This window comes from Pseudomonas folii (assembly GCF_014357575.1).
Lineage (GTDB): Bacteria > Pseudomonadota > Gammaproteobacteria > Pseudomonadales > Pseudomonadaceae > Aquipseudomonas > Aquipseudomonas folii.
Genome location: NZ_JACONW010000010.1, coordinates 1 through 17,974, shown reverse-complemented (window position 1 = coordinate 17,974; position 17,974 = coordinate 1). Strand labels below are relative to the sequence as shown.

Here is a 17,974-nt window from a genome sequence, read left to right as displayed (position 1 = left end):
TGCCGTAAAGGCAGGCACGCGAAAGTTTATTTAAATCACTCATCCCTGACGCACTTCATCGTGTATCCCACGGCCTGACAAAGAGAACCCTAATGCCTTACGAGCTGGACAATCGGTTGGTCATCGGCGTCGCCTCCAGCGCGGTATTTGATCTGCTGGACTCGGACGCTGTGTTTCGCAGTCAGGGTGAGGAGGAGTACCGGAAGTTTCAGGAGAAGAACCTGAACAATCCGCTGCCCAAGGGGATCGCTTTTCCTTTCATCAAGCGTTTGCTATCGCTGAATGACTTGTGTGAAGACCCCTCCGATCCACTGGTCGAGGTGGTGCTGTTATCCCGGAACGACCCGGACACGGGATTGCGGGTGATGAAGACCATCGAGCATTACGGGCTGGGCATGACCCGCGCTATCTTCATGCAGGGGCGGTCGCCTTACGAATACATTCCGGCTTTGAACATCGCCCTGTTTCTGTCAGGTAACAAGGCTGACGTCGAGGCTGCGATCAAGGCCGGGCATCCGGCTGGCCAAGTGCTGGATTCGCAGTTTGATGACGATGAAGACGACAAGACCCTGCGTATCGCTTTCGACTTTGATGGGGTGCTGGCGGGGGATGAGGCCGAGACTGTCATGCAATCGTCCGGTCTGGTGGAATTCCATGCGCATGAAGTGAAAAACGCCATGGAGCCACACAACCCAGGTCCTCTGAAGGAATTCATGGTCCGGATGGCGAAGATCCAGTCCGTTGAGGAGGAGCACAAAAAGCTCAACCCTGACTATGAAAACCGGATCAGGGTTTCCATCGTCACTGCCCGAAGCGCACCTTCACACGAGCGCGCGCTGAACACCCTGAAAAGCTGGGGCGTGATGGTCAACGACGCGTTCTTCCTGGGCGGCATCGAGAAGGGCAAAGTGCTTGCCGTACTGAAGCCACACATCTTCTTCGACGATCAGTCCGGGCACCTGAAGTCCGCGAGTGCCGTGGCACCTTCGGTTCATATTCCTTTCGGGATTACCAATCGCAAGCCGGTTGAGTTGCCTGTAGAGGGTGCCGTCACACATCACACCGTTTGAGCGTCAAATGATGGATTTATGACGGCGTGGCACTTGCGGCGATTGCGTTGTGTTTGACAAGAGATCGCGCGGGAAATATTACCCGTAGAACCGGCTTTAGCCGGGAGGGCATCATGTCTGGAGAAGGATACTCGGCGAATGTACTGTCCTGCTCCCGGCTAAACCCAGTCCTACAGGCCCACCATTTATCCAGCAGGTTATGTTTTTCAGGCGAGTTCTGCCTCTTTGATGTTGGCAATTGGACCCAGAATGGCGGCGTCAAACTCATCCAGCGCAATGCCTTTTTGAAGTTTGTCAGGCAGGTCAGGATTGGCCAGCGCCGCTTTGCCGATAGCAATCATGTCACCGCCTTCTTCGAGGGCTTGTGCAATTCTGGCGGGGTCATGCAGACCTCCATTAGTGATAATGGCTATGCCGGGTGCGAATCGCTTTGCCAGCCGGCTCAGGCTGTGTCCGCCATTATCGAAGGCGGGAGCCAAAGCATCATGCTCAGTCACATGGATAAAATCGACGCCAGAGTCGGCGATCGTTCCGAAGATGGTTTCAGCGTCAGCCTCACGGCCTTCCCATTTGTGCAGGAAGTTATTGACCTTGCCTTGCGATATCCGCACCCCGACCGGGGTGTTGTCTCCCACTTTTAGCCTCACGGCTTTAAGAATTTCAACCGTTAGCCTCAGGCGGTTTTTAAGATCGCCGCCCCACTTGTCCCCGCGCACGTTGGTGTAATCGGTCAGAAACTGGTCCAGAAGATAGCCATTCGCGCCGTGGATCTCCAAGCCATCAAATCCTGCTACTGAAATTGCCCTATGTGCCGCCTGCGTAAAGCCTGCAATTACGTCAGCGATATGCTCATCAGTCATTGCCAGTGGCTGTTTGTATGGTCCGCTCCCATAGTAAAACGCCATTTCCTCGCCGCTGGGCTGGATGGCGGATGGAGCAATGTTTTCGGGCTTGAACCGGTTGGCTTGCGACAAGGCTCCTGCATGCATGAGTTGTGCAAAGACCGGTGTTGAGTGAGTGTGAGCCGCTGTTATGAGCGCCTGCCACGACTGCGCCTGAATGTCGTCGCTCATGCCGGGTTGCGAGCGGTAGCCCTGAGAATAGCGTTGGTCTGTATAGATACCTTCAGTCATCAAAAGTCCGAAGCCGCCCCGGGCGAAGCGTTCGTAATACTGCACCATCTCTTTGGTCACAGTGCCGTCTTCACTTGCACTGACGCGGGTCATCGGCGCCAGCGCAAAGCGGTTTCTGATGAATGTGCCGTTTATATCGAATGATGAGAAAGCATGGTTGTGGTGATCGGTCATCGAGTTATCCTGAATCTGATAGCTGAAAGTAGACGACTGCCAGCGGCTGTTGATAGATAGCAACAGGATAGCGATGACCCTTCAGCGGGAGTACTGTCTGGAGCTGATAAGCCTGTTTAACGATAAGTGATATAACCATGCAACTAACTGATATTGCTGTCCTCGCAACCATTGCGTCTTGCGGAAGCTTATCCGGCGCTGCCAGGCAGCTGGGCACGAGTCCTATGTCTGTCTCTCGCCGTCTGGCGGCACTGGAGCATGATTTGGGTGTTCGACTCCTGCATCGCACCACGCGCTCCGTTGCACTGACACCCGAGGGCGAAGCATTTCTTCCCTACGCCCAGACCATGCTGGAGGCAGAGGAGGCTGCACGGGCGATGCTGGCACCCACTTCAAGTGGTGCCAGCGGCACGCTGCGGATGACTGCGCCATCAGTGTTCGGTCAGGCTGTGATAATGCCGCTGATTCCGGCGTTTCTTGCCAGAAATCCTGCGTCGCGAGTCGACCTGGCCTTTTCTGACAGCCTGATGGACGTGGTGGGTCAAGGCCTGGATTTGGCGATCCGAATCGCCCCCATGCGGGATTCCGGATTAATCGCCAGGCGCCTTGCAGACAACCCGCGATTGCTCTGCGCATCACCTGATTACCTGACTCGCTACGGTGTGCCAAAAGTGATGAAGGATCTTGTCGGCCATTCATGTCTTGTATTGCACGCGATGCCGCAGTGGCCCTTCGTCGTTGATGGTCAGGTGCGACTACTTAGCGTGCATGGGAGTGTTTCGGCAAGCTCCGTCGATTCAATTCGAGCGGCATGCCTGCAAGGTCTCGGGCTGGCCATGCTGACCTACTGGGATGTACGTCAGCAGTTGGAAGAGGGCTCACTTTTACGTGTTGACCTTCTGGACGCCGACATGGAATCGTTATCGGTCTGGGCTGCGATCCCCTCAAGGCATTTCACACCACTGCGAGTGACTGCCTTCCTGGACATTCTTGAAAGTGCTCTGGACCCGTCTGCTTGAGGCGCTAATAACTTAAGCGCGAAGTATTTATTCAGCAGCTCACACTGATCACTAAACATACGTAATCATCTGCCGATACGCCTTCCAGAGCTTTTTCTGATAAGGATGGCCATGACCACTATTAGTACCCAATCGCCTGTTAACAACGATCTGACGTTACTGCAAGGCGTCACGAAAAAAGCAGACACTGAAGCCACTCAGGGTGAGCCGAATGCTGCAGAGTCTGCAGCTGCGCCAGTGGGCGTAAAGGTCTCGCTGTCCGCGGCAGGTCTGAACAAAGCCAAGGCTAAAAACGATAACAGCGACATCACCGAAAGTGGCTTGCCCGGTTCGGTCCAGCAAACCCTGATCAGGATCCGTGAATTGAAGCAGCAGATCGCCGAGAAGATGGCTGAGCTGCAAGCGGCAATGGCTAATAAAAGCATGAGCCCAGAGGCTCGTCAGGCAAAAGTGGCCGGTTTGCAAACAGCTTTGGCGTCGCTCAATTCTGGTCTGATGGCCGCGTCTGCTGCGCTCGATAAAGCCTCAAAAAACGGCACCATGGATGCAACACAGGCGAAACAGGCTGCCGTGCTGGCAATGAAAAGCCAGTAAGCAATCGCTAGTCTTGCGCCAAGACTGTGAAGGCCAAAGCCCTGAACCCCTCAGGGCTTTTTCTTTTAAATGCTATTCAGTCAACGCTGATATGGCTCTAAGGCAACAGCCAGATGCCATTGTGAAATTTCAATTTCGGCCATGTTCTTACCAAGCCTTAGCCTGGATTTTGAGTCCCATTTGTGAGTAATGTTACCCGCCATGCAATTGCGTCATTCATTGATAGTAACGGCACACATAATTCAATAACCCAGACACGTACCTGATATACCAACGTATATTTTGACGTCCTTAGTTTCTGTCGATCCGATCAGCGTCAGTCCTTATGCTTTACCCAAGTAAAGCAAAACTGATTATTGGATCGAAGTGCTTCATGCGTTTGCTTCACCTGACAGGTGGATGCCTACGTTTGAGACGCCCGACAGAGGCTATATTATGCGTTTCTCCCTGCCTTTATCCCTGAGAAGCCCGGTAAACAACACGGCTCAACCCCGCTCTGCATCCCTGCTCGCCGAGGGCGCGCTGATTGCCGCCATTGGTTTGCTGGCGCTGTTTGTTTTTTACAGTGCCGGGCAAATGAATCAGCCGCTCAGCGTTCTTGATTCTGCGCCGATGTCACTCGATCTGGTGCAATTGCCCGCCTATACGTTGCGCACCACCTTGCGCATGTTTGCCGCATTGTTTGTGTCGTTTGTGTTTTCCATTGTCATCGCCACACTGGCCGCCAAAAGTCGCAGGGCCGCGATGGTAATTTTACCGGCGCTGGACATTCTTCAATCGGTACCGGTGCTGGGTTTCCTGACGTTTACCGTGGTGTTCTTCATGAGCATTTTTCCGGGGCGGCAGTGGGGGCTGGAATGCGCTGCGGTGTTTGCCATTTTTACCAGCCAGGTCTGGAACATGACCTTCAGTTTTTACCAATCCCTGAGGACAGTGCCTAACGACCTTTACGATGTCAGTCGGCAGTTTTCGTTCTCGCCTTGGCAGCGGTTCATCAAGGTCGAACTGCCGTTCGGGATGCCCGGGCTGGTGTGGAACATGATGATGTCTATGTCAGGCGGCTGGTTTTTTGTCGTGGCGTCCGAGTCCATCACGGTTGGGGACAGCACCGTCAATTTGCCGGGTATCGGTTCATGGCTGGCGCTCGCGATTCAGCAGAAGGATATCGCCGCGATCAGTTGGGCGGTGCTGGCTATGGTCGGGGTAATCGTTCTGTACGACGTGTTGTTTTTCCGGCCGATCGTGGCGTGGGCGGACAAGTTTCGATTTGAACAGACCGCTTCCCATAAACGGCCGCGGTCCCGGGTTTATGACCTGCTCAGGTCCACACGAATTGTCCCGTTGTTGTTTGCGTCGCTGCGCAGTGTGAGCGAGTGGATGCCAGCGATGCGCATACCGAAAATGGCGCGCATGGGCTTCACGATCAATAGCCGGTGGCAGCGTTACATCGATCTGGCGTGGATAGTCCTGATCGTTATTGCGTGCATGACCGGCATCTATCAGTTGGCGTGCTTCATCGGCAGCACGCTGGGTGTGGAGGAGGTGGTCAATGCGTTTGGTCTGGGGCTCGCCACTCTGGCGCGTGTGGCGGTGCTTATCGTCCTGGCCAGTCTTGTCTGGGTACCCGTTGGTGTCTGGATCGGCCTGAATCCGCGCTGGGCAGAACGTTTGCAACCCATCGCGCAATTATTGGCAGCGTTCCCGGCAAACATTCTGTTCCCGTTCGCCGTGGTCACGATTGTCACCTTGAAGCTGAACCCTGATGTATGGCTGTCGCCGCTGATGATCCTGGGTACCCAGTGGTACATCCTTTTTAACGTGATTGCCGGTGCCAGCGCGTTGCCGACCGACTTGCTCGAAGCGTCACGGGTGTTCCGCGTGCGGGGCTGGCAATGGTGGCGCAAAGTCGTGCTGCCGGGTGTTTTCCCTTATTACGTGACCGGCGCTTTGACGGCTGCGGGTGGCTCCTGGAACGCCAGCATCGTCGCCGAGGCGGTGTCATGGGGCAGCGATCATCTGTATGCGTCGGGGTTGGGGTCGTTCATTGCCCAGGCCACGACGGCGGGTGATTTCCAGCGGGTGGCGCTGGGCATCGTCGTGATGTCCGTATTTGTGGTCGGTTTCAACAGCCTGCTATGGCGTCCGCTGTACCGTTTTGCCGAACGTCGGCTTCGAATTGATTGAGGGTATTCCAATGGAAGTAATCGAAAAACGTTGTCTGGTGGACGTGCAGGGGCTCGGTCATGTTTACGGCACGGCTGGGGGCACCAAACGCGTGGTGCTGGATGATGTCGCCATGCGTCTCAACGACGGCGAGGTCATCGGGCTGCTGGGGCGGTCGGGGTCGGGGAAGTCCACGTTGTTGCGCTCCATCGCCGGGTTGGTGTCGCCCACCACCGGTGTCGTAGCATTCCCGGCAAATACGCCGGGCGTTTCCACCTCGGTGCGGATGGTGTTCCAGAGCTTTGCCTTGTTCCCTTGGCTGACCGTGTTGCAGAACGTGGAAATCGGCCTTGAGGCATTGAGCGTGGCAGCGCCCGAGCGGCGTCGGCGGGCCTTGGCGGCCATCGATATGATCGGCCTCGACGGGTTTGAGAGTGCCTATCCGAAAGAGTTGTCCGGTGGCATGCGCCAGCGAGTCGGTCTGGCCCGTGCACTGGTGGTCAACCCCGATATTCTGCTGATGGATGAGCCGTTTTCCGCCTTGGACGTGTTGACCGCCGAAACACTGCGCACTGACTTGCTCGATCTCTGGAGCGAAGGCCGGATGCCGATCAAGTCAATTCTGATGGTCACCCATAACATCGAAGAAGCGGTGTTGATGTGTGATCGCATCCTGATTCTTTCCTCCAATCCGGGGCGGATCATGTGTGAGGTCAAGGTCGATCTCGCCCAGCCGCGAAACCGCGCAGACCCTGCTTTTCAGGCACTGGTGGAAAGCATTTACGTGCACATGGCGGGCGGCAGCGCCGTTCATTCGCCGCGTGAAAGTCTGTTTGCAGGAAATGGCATCGGCATGGTCTTGCCATTGACTTCCACCAACGCTTTGGCAGGGCTGATCGAGGCAGTAGACAATCCCCCGTATGACGGGCAGGCCGATTTGCGCGAACTGGCCACGGCATTGCGCTCCACCTCGGGTGATCTTTTTTCGTTGGCCGAAGTGCTGCAACTGATGCGATTTGCCGAAATGCGGGAGGGAGATATCACGCTTCTGCCAGCCGGGCGACGTTATGCCCAGTCGGACGTGGATGAGCGCAAACAGTTGTTTGCCCAGCACCTGCTCAGGTATGTGCCGCTGGTCAGCCATATCCGTCGGGTGCTGGATGATCGTCCTGGGCGCACGGCACCGGCCAGACGCTTCCGTGACGAGCTGGAAGATTTCATGTCGCAGAGCGATGCGGCCGTCACACTGGACTGCGTGACCCAGTGGGGGCGCTACGCCGAGCTTTTCGCCTATGACGACGTGGCCGATCAGTTCAGCCTGGACAACCCTTCCTGAGTGGATTGAAGTTTCCAGTGAACAGGCGACGGCGGCCGCTATACACTCTGCGTCTGCAATCCTGCTGGGGGTGATGCGCGATGGTGATCCAGTGAAACGGACTCGATTAACGCTTCGTTTGGTCCTGTTGTTTGCGTTGGCATTGGGCATTGCCGCGATTGACACGGTCACCGATCTTGAAATTGCGGTTGGGGTCTTTCAGGTCATCGTGGTGCTGATCGCCGCCAGGTTCCTGCCCGCGCGGGCGGTGGCGGGGATATCCCTCGTCTGTATGGTGCTGACGATTCTGAGTTACCGGTTCACGCGTTTTGGCGATATGGAGTCGGGGCTGGTCAATGTGCTGATCAGCCTCGCGGCCATTGGCTGCACGACATGGCTGGCGTTGCGCCTGTCCGCAGCCGTCAGCGCAGTGCATCAGACCCGTGCGCACCTTGAGCATGTCGCCCGGGTCAATGTGCTGGGTGAGCTTGCCGCCTCGATTGCCCATGAATTGAACCAGCCCCTGGCTGCCACCGCGACCAGCGGCAGCGCCTGCCTGCGCTGGATCGCGGCTGATCCTCCCAACCTGCCCAAAGCCCGACAGGCAGTGGAGCGCATCATCGAAGACACACATCGCGCCAGTGAAATCATCGCCCGGCTGCGCAGCCTTGCGAGGCATCAGGCGCCGAGCAAGCAATGGTTGAACGTCGAAGATGCGGTCAAGGGGGCGCTCCGGTTGATCGCCGGTGAGTTGGCTGAGCAAGAGATCGCGCTGCACGTGCAGATTGAAGAAGGCTTGCCTCCGCTGCTGGCTGATGAGGTGCAGATTCAGCAAGTTATCCTCAATCTGGCCATGAATGCGGTCGATGCGATGCGCCAGGTAAGCTCCGAGCGGCGAACACTGGACTGCCACGTAGTGCTTGAGTCGCCCCAGCAACTGCGCTTCTCGATTACCGATCAAGGCAACGGTTTGTCGCCACGGGATTGCGAGCGGGTGTTCGAAGCCTTCTACACGACCCGACCGGAAGGCATGGGAATGGGGTTGGCCATCAGCCGCTCCATTATCGAAGCCCATGATGGCCGGATCTGGGCCTCGAACAACTCGCCGTTTGGCGCTACCTTTCACTTCACGCTGCCCGCTATTGCCAGAGAATCCGATGCCTGAAACTGTTAGTGAAATCGCTGCCGACATGGTTTACATCGTCGATGACGACCGATCGGTGCGTGAGTCCCTGGAAGACCTCATGGCGTCGGTTGGCCTGGCATGCATGACGTTCGGCTCCGCTCGCGAATTCATTGACGCCACATTGCCCGATGTGCCCGGCTGTCTGGTGCTGGATGTGCGTATGCCGGGCATGAGTGGGCTGGATTTCCAGCGGGAAATGGCGCGCCTGTGCATTTCACTGCCCGTGATTTTCATCACGGGCCATGGTGATATTCCCATGTCGGTAAAAGCCATGAAGGCGGGCGCCATCGAGTTTCTGACCAAGCCTTTCCGCGAGCAGGATCTACTCGACGCCATCAGTCAGGGCTTGAGTCAGGACAGGCAAACCCGTGAAGCGGCGGCCCGGATTGATCAGTTGAAGCAGTGCTACGCCAGCCTGACCGACGGCGAGCGAGAGGTCATGGAATTAGTGGTTCAAGGGCTGCTCAACAAGCAGGTGGCCGCACGACTGGGCTTGAGCGAAATAACCGTAAAGGTTCGGCGCGGTGCGCTGATGCGCAAAATGAGCGCGGATTCGCTGGCCACGTTGGTCAAGATGTCGGAACGTTTGAAGCTTGAGAATTGATTCCTCGAGTATCCGTTGCGCTGCTCCGGGTTTCTTCATGGCTAGATATCCAGATCAACCCAGACCGCCGCATGATCAGAGCTGGCGTTCTCTTTGCGGGTCAGCTCGGGGTACGTTTCCCAGCGCACAGGTCTGGATCCTGGCCACATGCCCTTGCGGAAAACCCCGCCAGCACTCACTTTTTTGAACAGTTCCGGGGACAGCAGCAGGTAATCGATTTTGTTGGAAGCGTTGCACGAGCCGTACGTTCCCGGATAGCCGCCGTCGTTGAAATGCTCGTGGGTAAATGCATCCTTCAGGGTCGTATCCTCAAGCAGCGGTTTCAAGGCTTCGCTGTCGGGGGTGTCGTTGAAGTCGCCCACCACTGCAACATACTGTTCGCCTTGCTCGATGAGCGAGTTGTAGATTTCCTTCACTCTGCTGGCCTGAGCAAGCCGTCTTTTCGCCGAGTCGGCGAGGCTGCCGTAGCCTTTACTTTTCAGGTGATTGACGAGCAGCACAAGTTGCGCGCCGGAAGGCATGGACAGGTAGAACTCAGGGCAATCCCTGGAGAAAATCAGCTGGCCTCCGTCAACGCTGTCGTCAACGTGGCTGCGCATAAGACCGATGGGGAATCCTGCCCGGGTCGTGACGCCGACATCAATGCCACGCTCGTCGTTACCGTCGATCAACATGACATGGCTGTACACATCGCCGCCAAGCCCGCCGATGATTTCGGCATTGAAGTCACGGAGGGCCGGCCTGCTTTCTGCTTCTACCACCGCCAGTACGTCTGCCTGGAGGTCAATCATCACCCTGGCGGTATTTCGCATGGCTTCTTCGTCAACCGGGGCCTGAATCAGTTCAAGCGATCCGGTCCAGTCCGCACGGCCATTGGCAACGATTGTCATGTCTCCGTTGCGAGGGCGTTTGACCAGATTGCCGCGGTTTTGCCGAAGCATCACGAATGGGCCACGGTCGGAGCGGCTGAGACCTAGCTCAACCAGTAATTTGACCATGGCTGTCTTGTCGGCGACGGAATAGGTTTCCTGTCCCAGCAGCGCATTCAGTTTCGCGAAGCGCTCCAGTGTTGGCCTGCCTTCCGCCCAGCCATCAAGGTTCATCGCCTTGGCGCGATTGAACAGGTTTTCGACGTTGTAGGAGGCGAGTCTCATGGGCATACCTCAAGCAATGGGGCGATGGTGGACCGATAGCGTCCAGCGTTGCACGGCGTAGTGACAGTGAGATGAATGCCGCTCAGCACACAAGGGGCCTGTAGGAGCGCACGAGCACCGCGAGGCCGCGATAGCGTTCTGCCTGACGCACCGTCATCGCGGCCTCGCATTGCTCGTGCGCTCTTACAATTATGAGGGTTAGCTCAGAGCATCGCATCCCGCCCTGAAGCTGAACTTCCCGTCGAGCCCTGTGGTCATCATATCGACACAAGCATGGCGCACTGTCGTCGAAGAGCATTTGCCGGATTGGCTTTGGATAAACGTTTGAAGGAACGCACATGGGCGCAACGGAAGCTGCAACCTCCGGGCATAAAAGCCTGAAAAGACGTGCCACCGTGATCTGCCGTCATCATGGCGAGATCCTTTTCGTTCGCAAGCGCAACGCTAAATGGAACCTGCCAGGTGGCCGTGTCGAGCAGGGCGAGACACCGCTGCAGGCTGCCATGCGTGAAATGGCAGAAGAGACCGGATTGACCTTCGATCAGCTTGCCTACGTTTCGGAATACCAGGACGACAAGGCCGTTCATTTCCTCTTTGAGGCTCAGCGCGCAGAGCATCAGAAGCCGCGAGCGTCCAACGAGATTGATGACTGTCGCTGGTTTAAAGCCAAAGAACTGGGCAAGCGTAATGTTCGTGGCTCAATCAAAGCCTTGCTCAAACATTGCGCAGCCAATATGGAAAAGAGCTCAGCCCGTCTCGCGAGCTGAGCTCTAAATAGCGTCACTTCAGTGTCGGCGTTCTTGGCGGAATCATCCGCTTGCTGCCGATCGACTCAAATGCCGAAGCAAAGCGCAGCAGGTTCGAGTCGTCATACGCACGTCCTGCGAACGTCAGCCCCACCGGCATGCCAATGTCTGCCATCACGCCCATTGGCACAGTGACGGTCGGCACGCCCAAGTGGCGTATGGCGAGATTACCGTTGGCCACCCACACGCCATTGCTCCAGGCGATATCGGCTGATTGCAGGTCGACATCGGCATTGGCCGGGCCCACATCGGCAACGGTCGGGAAGAGCACGGCATCAAGGCCCAGACCTTCCATCCAGTCTTCCAGGTCGATGCGACGCGTCTGCTCCAGCCCGCGAAGGCCATCCGGCAGGGAAGGGATCTCATTCCAGGGCGTGATCCCGCGCTTGGCCATGCGCACATACTCATCCATACCGGCAGCCAGATCGTCTTCACGGTTGGGCAGGGTGCCTGGGTCGTGGGGGAAGATTTTCGCCCCGTCGACATCGGCCAGACGATTCAGCGCCGGGTCGCCATTGGCCCTCAGGAATTCATCAAAGGCCCAGGCCGACAAATCCCACAGTTCGTGATGCAGGAACTCCTTTGAGACCAGCCCGCGGGTAAACACCGTCGGCGCACCTGGACGATCACCCTCGCAGTTCGATACCAGCGGGAAATCCACTTCGATCACTTCAGCTCCAGCGGCTTCGAGCGCCTTGCGCGCCTCTTGCCACAGCTCAATGACGGACGGGCGAGTGATGATGCGCTGGCCGGTTGGACCGCCAATGCCAGGTTTCTCCGCCGTACCTGCCAGCGGATCGGCATTGATGTACATACGCGGCACACCGAAGCGCTTGCCCGCGAGCGTCTGTGAACTCACTGCAAGTTCGCCATAGGAAGCAGGGCGCACCGAAGCCACACTCGGAAGCTCTACCCACGGCTGCAACCGCCAGAGATCGCCTCGGGTGTCGGGATCTTCTGCGACGATCACATCGAGCACTTCAAGCAGGTCAGCCATGGTTCTGGCGTAGGGCACCACAACATCCATGGTCGGCGTCAGCGGCCAGTTGCCACGCACCGATATGACTCCTCGCGATGGGGTGTAGGCACACAGGCCGTTGTTGGAGGCAGGACCTCGGCCGCTGGACCAGGTTTCCTCAGCCATGCCGAACGCGGCAAAGCTGGCGGCGGTTGCGGTGCCAGCGCCATTCGATGAGCCGGAAGCAAACGGAGCGGTCAGGTACTCAGCGTTGTAAGGGCTCTCGGCGCGACCATAGACCCCACGCTGCATGCCGCCGTTAGCCATCGGTGGCATATTGGTCTTGCCCAGACAGATCGCCCCGGCGGCGCGAAGTCGGCCGATGGTAAAGGCGTCATGCTGAGCGACCAGGTCGACAAATGCAGGACTTCCTGACGCGGCGGTGAGGCCTTTGACCAGATAGCTGTCCTTGGCGGTGTAGGGGATGCCGTCCAGCGGGCCAAGCGTTTGGCCATTCGCGCGACGAGCGTCAGACGCCCGGGCCTCGGCAATGGCTTGAGGGTTGCGAACCACCACGGCATTCAGCGCGGTAGGTGTATCCGGACCGTCGTAAGCGTCAATCCGGGCAAGATACGCCTCAACCAGCTCGACGGCCGTGGTCTGGCCTGACTCAAGCGCAGCGCGCAGATCCGCGATGGAAACTTCTGTGACGTTGATCATTGGGTTCTCACGTAATGAGCTCTTTCAGTCATGGCCAGAATAATTTCATAAAGCTCGGACTTCGCCTCGTCTGCGGAAATTTCATCCACTGCGGCGGCATTGGAAAGTGCATCCGCCGCGCCGAGCATGGCGCGTAACTGGGCGTTCGAAATCTGACTCGGTTTGCTGTGACTTCCCAGTGCTGCTCGACATTTGCCCATGAAGATCAGCTCGTAATCACGTTTGATTTTCTCCAGTTCAGGAGAGCTGCTCAGCGCTGCGATCACGCCAGGAATTTCCCGGCCTTGCAGCAGCACACAATCGACGTAGGAGTCGGCAATGACCCTCGCTCGTGCCTGCACGGTCGAATCGCTGTTGCGCAATGCTTCGTCCAGGCGAGCGGTTTGTCGAACATCAAAATCTGCATAGAGTTTGGCCAACAGCAGCGGGCGAGTGGGGAAGTGATCATATACGACAGGTTTGGTAACCCCTGCGATTTGCGCCAGATGCCCCAGTGTCAGGCTTTCCGTGCCTTCCTCGCGAACGATTTGCCATGCCACTTCCAGCAGTTGACTGAGGCGACCTTCCCGGGACATGCGTTGGCGCGGCTTTGCGTCTTTTGGCTGGCTTGACACGCTTATATACCAAAGGTAACTTAACTTTAATGTACGAAAAGTATATAGCTGTGAACATCCATCAGCAATCATTCCGCGTCGGAGCTTTACCATGCACGCACTCATCGTCGTCAGCCATCACGATTCCAGCTCCCTCACTCATGGCATTGCCAGGCGCATCGCAGAAGGCATCAGCGATGCAAGCGAGGCCAACACGGTCGAGCTGGTCGACCTGGCCGCTGCGGGGTTCGATCCACGCTTTACCGCTGCTGATATCGCAGTTCATCGAAAAGAAGGGCCGTTCCCGGCAGACGTGGCAGCCGAGCAGGCACGCATTGATCGCGCAGACGCGTTGATCATCGTGTATCCGGTTTACTGGTGGTCCATGCCCGCGTTGCTCAAGGGATGGATAGATCGGGTCTTCTCCAACGGCTGGGCGTTCGACTTCAGCGCTGAGGCGACCCTGATCAAGAAACTCACGGACCTCGAGGTGCATCTGGTAGGAGTCGGCGGTGCAGATGCTGGAACCTATGAGCGTCACGGCTATGCGTCAGCCATGAAGACGCAGATAGATCACGGCATCTTTGATTACTGCGGGGCCAGGGTGATCACGTCAGAGCTGATGCTCGATTCAGAAACGCAGGAACCTGCCGTTCATCTGAACGCTGCCTACAAGAAAGGCAGCGTCATTTTCCCTTGTGAATGTCAGCCTAAGCCTCGCGTCGCGATTACTCTTTCACATCCATGAACTCTTTGGCCCAGGCCACATAGTTCTCAGGCAGGGTGTAAGTGTGAGTCAACTCGGTAGCGCTCAGATTCGACGTGCTGTGTGTGACCTGACGTTGGGCGCGCAGGGAGTCGTAAGTCGCCTTGATCGCTGCGAAGTAGGCGGCATGGCCTTTGACGATAATGCGCACGCCCAGGCTTGCCAGACGCTGCGAGTCATTGAGCTTTGGATTGCCGTAGGTCACCAGCATCAGCGGCACGGTGAGGTGTTCCGAGATCTGTTCAAGGTGTTCGAAGTCACTGATGCCAACGATACAGATGCCGTCGGCGCCAGCCTTTTCATAGGCCTTGGTGCGTTCGATGATGTCCTTGACCGGCAAGACGCCGGCATTGGTCCGGGCAATGATCGACAGCTCGGGGTCAATGCGTGCTTCCAGAGCGGCTTTGACCTTGCCAATGCCTTCTTCGATGGTAATCAGGTCGGTGGATTTGCGGCCGAACTGGGCAGGCAGCAGCGTGTCTTCAATCGTCAGTGCCGCAACGCCAGCGCGTTCAAGCTCTTCAACGGTACGCATCACGTTCAGGGCATTACCGTAACCGTGGTCGGCGTCTGCGATGAACGGCAGCTGTGCAACGCGGCCGATCCGGGTGGCCTGTTCAGCGAACTCAGTCAGGGTAATCAGCGCGAAATCCGGCGCTGCCAATACCTGCAGCGATGCCACTGAACCTCCCAGGATGCCAACCTCGAAACCCAGGTCTCCGGCGATGCGTGCAGACATCGGATCGAAGACAGATGCGGTTTCGAAGCAGGTTTGTGAAGCAAGCAGCGCGCGAAAATTCTGGCGCAGCGCCAAGTGGGAAATTCTGGGCATGAGGTTTCCTGATTCTAGGCATCTTCTATTCGTAGTGGCGCGAGACTACCACGCACGAAAATATAGGGTTATGACGTTTGAGAATGGCCCATGCACAAACTGCATGATCGCCGTCTGGCAGGGGGTTATGCATGAGCTGAAACGATTTTCATTGCGTATATTCGCGCAACGGGCTTTTTATCAGAGAACTGCAAACCAGAGCGCTGGTTCTTGCCCTCTATAGTTTGATTAAACGCTGTCGCGAGCAAGGTGGAGCGCCGCCCCGGTTACTCCCACAGGACACACTGATGATGTGGGACCGGCTTTAGCCGGGAAAGCTGCCTGTCAGATGCCACATATTCAGCGGATGTCCCGGCCTCTTCCCGGCTAAAGCCGGTCCCACGTCAGTGAATCCTGTGTAAAAGCCCTGCCCACAGGACACCCTGATGAGGGCAGGGAAGGCAGAATTGTCACCTGTCGCTTAACGACGATCCAGCCACACAGTCTGCGCATTGCAGAATTCCCTGAGACCGAAGTGCGACAGCTCACGGCCAAAACCACTTTTCTTCACGCCACCAAAGCTCACCCTCGGGTCGCTGCCGCTGTAGCCGTTGATGAATACACCACCGGTTTCCAGTTCATCAGCCATTTTGCGCGCCTGATCAACGTTGCGGGTATAGACAGTCGCGGTGAGACCGAACTCGCTGTCATTGGCCAATGCCAGGGCGTGTTCGGCATCCCGGGCGGTAATGATCGAGGCAACCGGGCCGAATAACTCCTCCTTGAACGAAGTCATCTGGTCGGTGACATCGGCAAAAACTGTCGGCTCATAGAAATTGCCCGCGCCTTGGGCTTTTTTGCCGCCAAGCAACAACGTTGCGCCTTCTTTCAGAGTGGCCTGGACCTGGCCGTCCAGCTCATCACGCAGGTCGAACCGCGCCATCGGGCCGACGTAAGTGTCCGCCAGCAATGGATCGCCGACCGACAGCTGACGTGTTGCTTCGACGAATTTACGGGTGAATTCCTCGACCACACCTTGCTCGACAATCAGGCGCTTGGCCGCTGCGCAGACTTGCCCGCTGTTCTGGAAACGCCCGATGACGGCGGCTTTTACCGCATCATCCAGGTCCGCATCATTGAGCACGATGAACGGGTCGGAGCCGCCCAGCTCCAGCACGCATTTCTTCAAAGCTGCACCGGCCTGGGCACCGATGGCCATGCCAGCACGCACGCTACCGGTCAGCGTCACCGCTGCGATGCGCGGGTCGGCGATCGCTTTGGAAACGCCTTCAGGTGTCACGTTGATGACTTCAAAAACACCGTCCGTAAAACCCGCGCGCTTGAAGGCGTCCTGCATCAGATAAGCACTGCCCATCACATTGGGTGCGTGTTTCAGCACGTAGGTATTACCGGCGAGCAATACCGGAACAGCGCCACGCAGCACTTGCCAGATCGGGAAATTCCATGGCATCACCGCCAGGATCGGGCCGAGCGGGCGGTATTCGATTTGCGCTTTGCCACCTTCAACCAGCGTCGGTTCAGCACTGAGCATCGCCGGGCCATGTTCGGCGTACCACTCACACAGTTGCGCACATTTTTCAATTTCGCCTCGGGCCTGGGTAATTGGCTTGCCCATTTCCTGAGTGATCATGTTCGCCATGTTGGCGGCGCTGTCCCGCAAGACTTTGGCCAGGGCGATCATGAGCCGTGCGCGCTGCGTGACCGGCGTTTTACGCCAGACAGCAAAACCATTGGACGCTCGGGACAAAGTGGCGTCCAGAGCGGAATCAGATTCAAAAGAATAATGGCCGATCTGTTCGCCGTTGGCGGGGTTGATCGAAATGGCATGGGAAACGCTGGAGATAGTAGTCATTGCACCGTCCTGCTGGGTGGGGAATGAGTTCAGGTTACGGTGTTGTGATTTTTATGAAAACTGAATAATACTGAGCGTATCTTTCACGAAAGGAGAATAGTGTGGATCTGGTTCAGCTGGAAATGTTCAAGGCCGTTGCCGAGCAGGGCAGCATCAGCGCTGCGGCGCAGCACATTCATCGCGTGCCTTCAAACCTGACCACCCGGATCAAACAGCTGGAACAGGATCTGGGCGTGGACCTGTTTATCCGCGAAAAAAGCCGTCTGCGTCTTTCGCCAGCAGGCTGGAGTTTTCTCGATTACGCCCGGCGCATTCTTGATCTGGTAGGGGAGGCCCGCGCCACTGTTGCCGGTGAAGAGCCTCAGGGATCATTTGCCCTTGGTTCACTTGAGAGCACAGCGGCGGTGCGGATTCCCGAACTGCTGGCGGCCTACAACCAGCAGTACTCGAAAGTCGAACTGGATCTTTCCACCGGGCCGTCCGGCACCATGATCGATGCCGTACTGGCCGGTCGGCTGGTGGCGGCGTTTGTCGATGGTCCGGTTTTACACCCCGCACTTGAAGGCGTGCCTGCGTTCGAGGAGGAAATGGTGCTGATTGCGCCGCTCAGCCACGCGCCGATCAGTCGAGCGCTGGATGTCAGCGGCGAGAATATTTACGCCTTCCGTTCCAATTGCTCCTATCGGCATCACTTCGAACAGTGGTTCGCCGACGACGCCGCAGTGCCCGGCAAGATCTTCGAGATGGAGTCGTATCACGGCATGCTCGCCTGTGTGAGTGCTGGTGCTGGTCTGGCGCTCATGCCGCGCAGCATGTTGCAGAGCATGCCGGGCTGTACCACTGTCAGCGTCTGGCCGATGGCAGAAGCGTTCCGTTTTTTGCGCACCTGGCTCGTGTGGCGCAAAGGCACCGTGTCCCGCAGCCTCACCATGTTTGTGCGTATGCTGGAGGAGCGGGGGGTGGTTTAGCCGGCTGTTTCGCAATAATCGGGGCTTCGGAAAATCCAGTAATTTCTAGAAATCATACTGCACCTGC

General features: G+C 57.2%; 16 protein-coding genes. 10 read left to right on the top strand and 6 right to left on the bottom strand.

Features of this window, described 5'->3' with window-relative positions:
- Nucleotides 1-92: 92 nt before the first annotated feature.
- A complete protein-coding gene (locus H8S59_RS04020; RefSeq protein WP_095097379.1) occupies nucleotides 93-1,070 on the top strand; it encodes a 5'-nucleotidase in 978 nt (325 codons plus the stop codon).
- Nucleotides 1,071-1,276: 206 nt separating this feature from the next.
- Here the strand turns inward: H8S59_RS04020 and H8S59_RS04015 are convergent, their stop codons facing one another.
- Complete coding sequence (locus tag H8S59_RS04015; protein WP_187520575.1) at nucleotides 1,277-2,377, bottom strand: NADH:flavin oxidoreductase; 1,101 nt, start codon at nucleotides 2,375-2,377, stop codon at nucleotides 1,277-1,279.
- A 137-nt stretch (nucleotides 2,378-2,514) separates the two neighbouring features.
- On the opposite strand from H8S59_RS04015, the gene H8S59_RS04010 reads away from it, so the two are divergent.
- From H8S59_RS04010 to H8S59_RS03985, 6 genes are all read left to right on the top strand, one after another.
- A complete protein-coding gene (locus tag H8S59_RS04010) occupies nucleotides 2,515-3,396 on the top strand; it encodes a LysR family transcriptional regulator (RefSeq protein ID WP_095097373.1) in 882 nt (293 codons plus the stop codon).
- A gap of 111 nt (nucleotides 3,397-3,507) precedes the next feature.
- Nucleotides 3,508-3,990, top strand: coding sequence for a hypothetical protein (locus H8S59_RS04005; protein WP_176469903.1), 483 nt, complete (start codon nucleotides 3,508-3,510; stop codon nucleotides 3,988-3,990).
- A 576-nt stretch (nucleotides 3,991-4,566) separates the two neighbouring features.
- Complete coding sequence (locus tag H8S59_RS04000) at nucleotides 4,567-6,174, top strand: ABC transporter permease subunit (protein WP_187520606.1); 1,608 nt, start codon at nucleotides 4,567-4,569, stop codon at nucleotides 6,172-6,174.
- A gap of 10 nt (nucleotides 6,175-6,184) precedes the next feature.
- Nucleotides 6,185-7,489: an ABC transporter ATP-binding protein gene (locus tag H8S59_RS03995; RefSeq protein WP_187520574.1), complete on the top strand. Its 1,305-nt coding sequence runs from the start codon at nucleotides 6,185-6,187 to the stop codon at nucleotides 7,487-7,489.
- Between the two features lie 73 nt (nucleotides 7,490-7,562).
- Nucleotides 7,563-8,633, top strand: a complete 1,071-nt coding sequence (locus H8S59_RS03990) for a sensor histidine kinase (RefSeq protein ID WP_187520573.1) — start codon at nucleotides 7,563-7,565, stop codon at nucleotides 8,631-8,633.
- Nucleotides 8,626-9,258, top strand: a complete 633-nt coding sequence (locus H8S59_RS03985) for a response regulator transcription factor (RefSeq protein ID WP_187520572.1) — start codon at nucleotides 8,626-8,628, stop codon at nucleotides 9,256-9,258. Before H8S59_RS03990 ends, H8S59_RS03985 begins: the two co-directional genes overlap by 8 nt.
- A 41-nt stretch (nucleotides 9,259-9,299) precedes the next feature.
- Here the strand turns inward: H8S59_RS03985 and H8S59_RS03980 are convergent, their stop codons facing one another.
- The gene (locus tag H8S59_RS03980; protein WP_187520571.1) at nucleotides 9,300-10,412 is read right to left on the bottom strand and encodes an endonuclease/exonuclease/phosphatase family protein; all 1,113 of its coding nucleotides are present in this window, start codon (nucleotides 10,410-10,412) and stop codon (nucleotides 9,300-9,302) included.
- A gap of 338 nt (nucleotides 10,413-10,750) precedes the next feature.
- On the opposite strand from H8S59_RS03980, the gene H8S59_RS03975 reads away from it, so the two are divergent.
- On the top strand, nucleotides 10,751-11,179 hold the full coding sequence (locus tag H8S59_RS03975; RefSeq protein ID WP_187520570.1) for an NUDIX hydrolase: 429 nt from the start codon (nucleotides 10,751-10,753) through the stop codon (nucleotides 11,177-11,179).
- Between the two features lie 13 nt (nucleotides 11,180-11,192).
- On the opposite strand, the gene H8S59_RS03970 is transcribed toward H8S59_RS03975, so the two are convergent.
- Entirely contained in the window at nucleotides 11,193-12,896 is a 1,704-nt protein-coding gene (locus H8S59_RS03970) for an amidase (RefSeq protein WP_187520569.1), read from the bottom strand.
- Entirely contained in the window at nucleotides 12,893-13,510 is a 618-nt protein-coding gene (locus H8S59_RS03965; protein ID WP_343073034.1) for a TetR/AcrR family transcriptional regulator, read from the bottom strand. Before H8S59_RS03965 ends, H8S59_RS03970 begins: the two co-directional genes overlap by 4 nt.
- A gap of 91 nt (nucleotides 13,511-13,601) precedes the next feature.
- On the opposite strand from H8S59_RS03965, the gene H8S59_RS03960 reads away from it, so the two are divergent.
- Entirely contained in the window at nucleotides 13,602-14,237 is a 636-nt protein-coding gene (locus H8S59_RS03960) for an NAD(P)H-dependent oxidoreductase (protein ID WP_187520568.1), read from the top strand.
- Here H8S59_RS03960 and H8S59_RS03955 read toward each other — a convergent pair.
- A complete protein-coding gene (locus H8S59_RS03955; RefSeq protein WP_095097342.1) occupies nucleotides 14,218-15,087 on the bottom strand; it encodes an isocitrate lyase/PEP mutase family protein in 870 nt (289 codons plus the stop codon). The genes H8S59_RS03960 and H8S59_RS03955 overlap by 20 nt on opposite strands.
- A 460-nt stretch (nucleotides 15,088-15,547) precedes the next feature.
- Nucleotides 15,548-16,939 (bottom strand): aldehyde dehydrogenase family protein, encoded by a 1,392-nt coding sequence (locus H8S59_RS03950; protein WP_187520567.1) that lies wholly within the window; start codon nucleotides 16,937-16,939, stop codon nucleotides 15,548-15,550.
- Between the two features lie 101 nt (nucleotides 16,940-17,040).
- Between H8S59_RS03950 and ptrR the strand changes: the two genes are divergently transcribed.
- Nucleotides 17,041-17,907 (top strand): putrescine utilization regulator PtrR, encoded by an 867-nt coding sequence (gene ptrR / locus H8S59_RS03945; protein WP_187520566.1) that lies wholly within the window; start codon nucleotides 17,041-17,043, stop codon nucleotides 17,905-17,907.
- The last annotated feature ends 67 nt before the right edge of the window (nucleotides 17,908-17,974 follow it).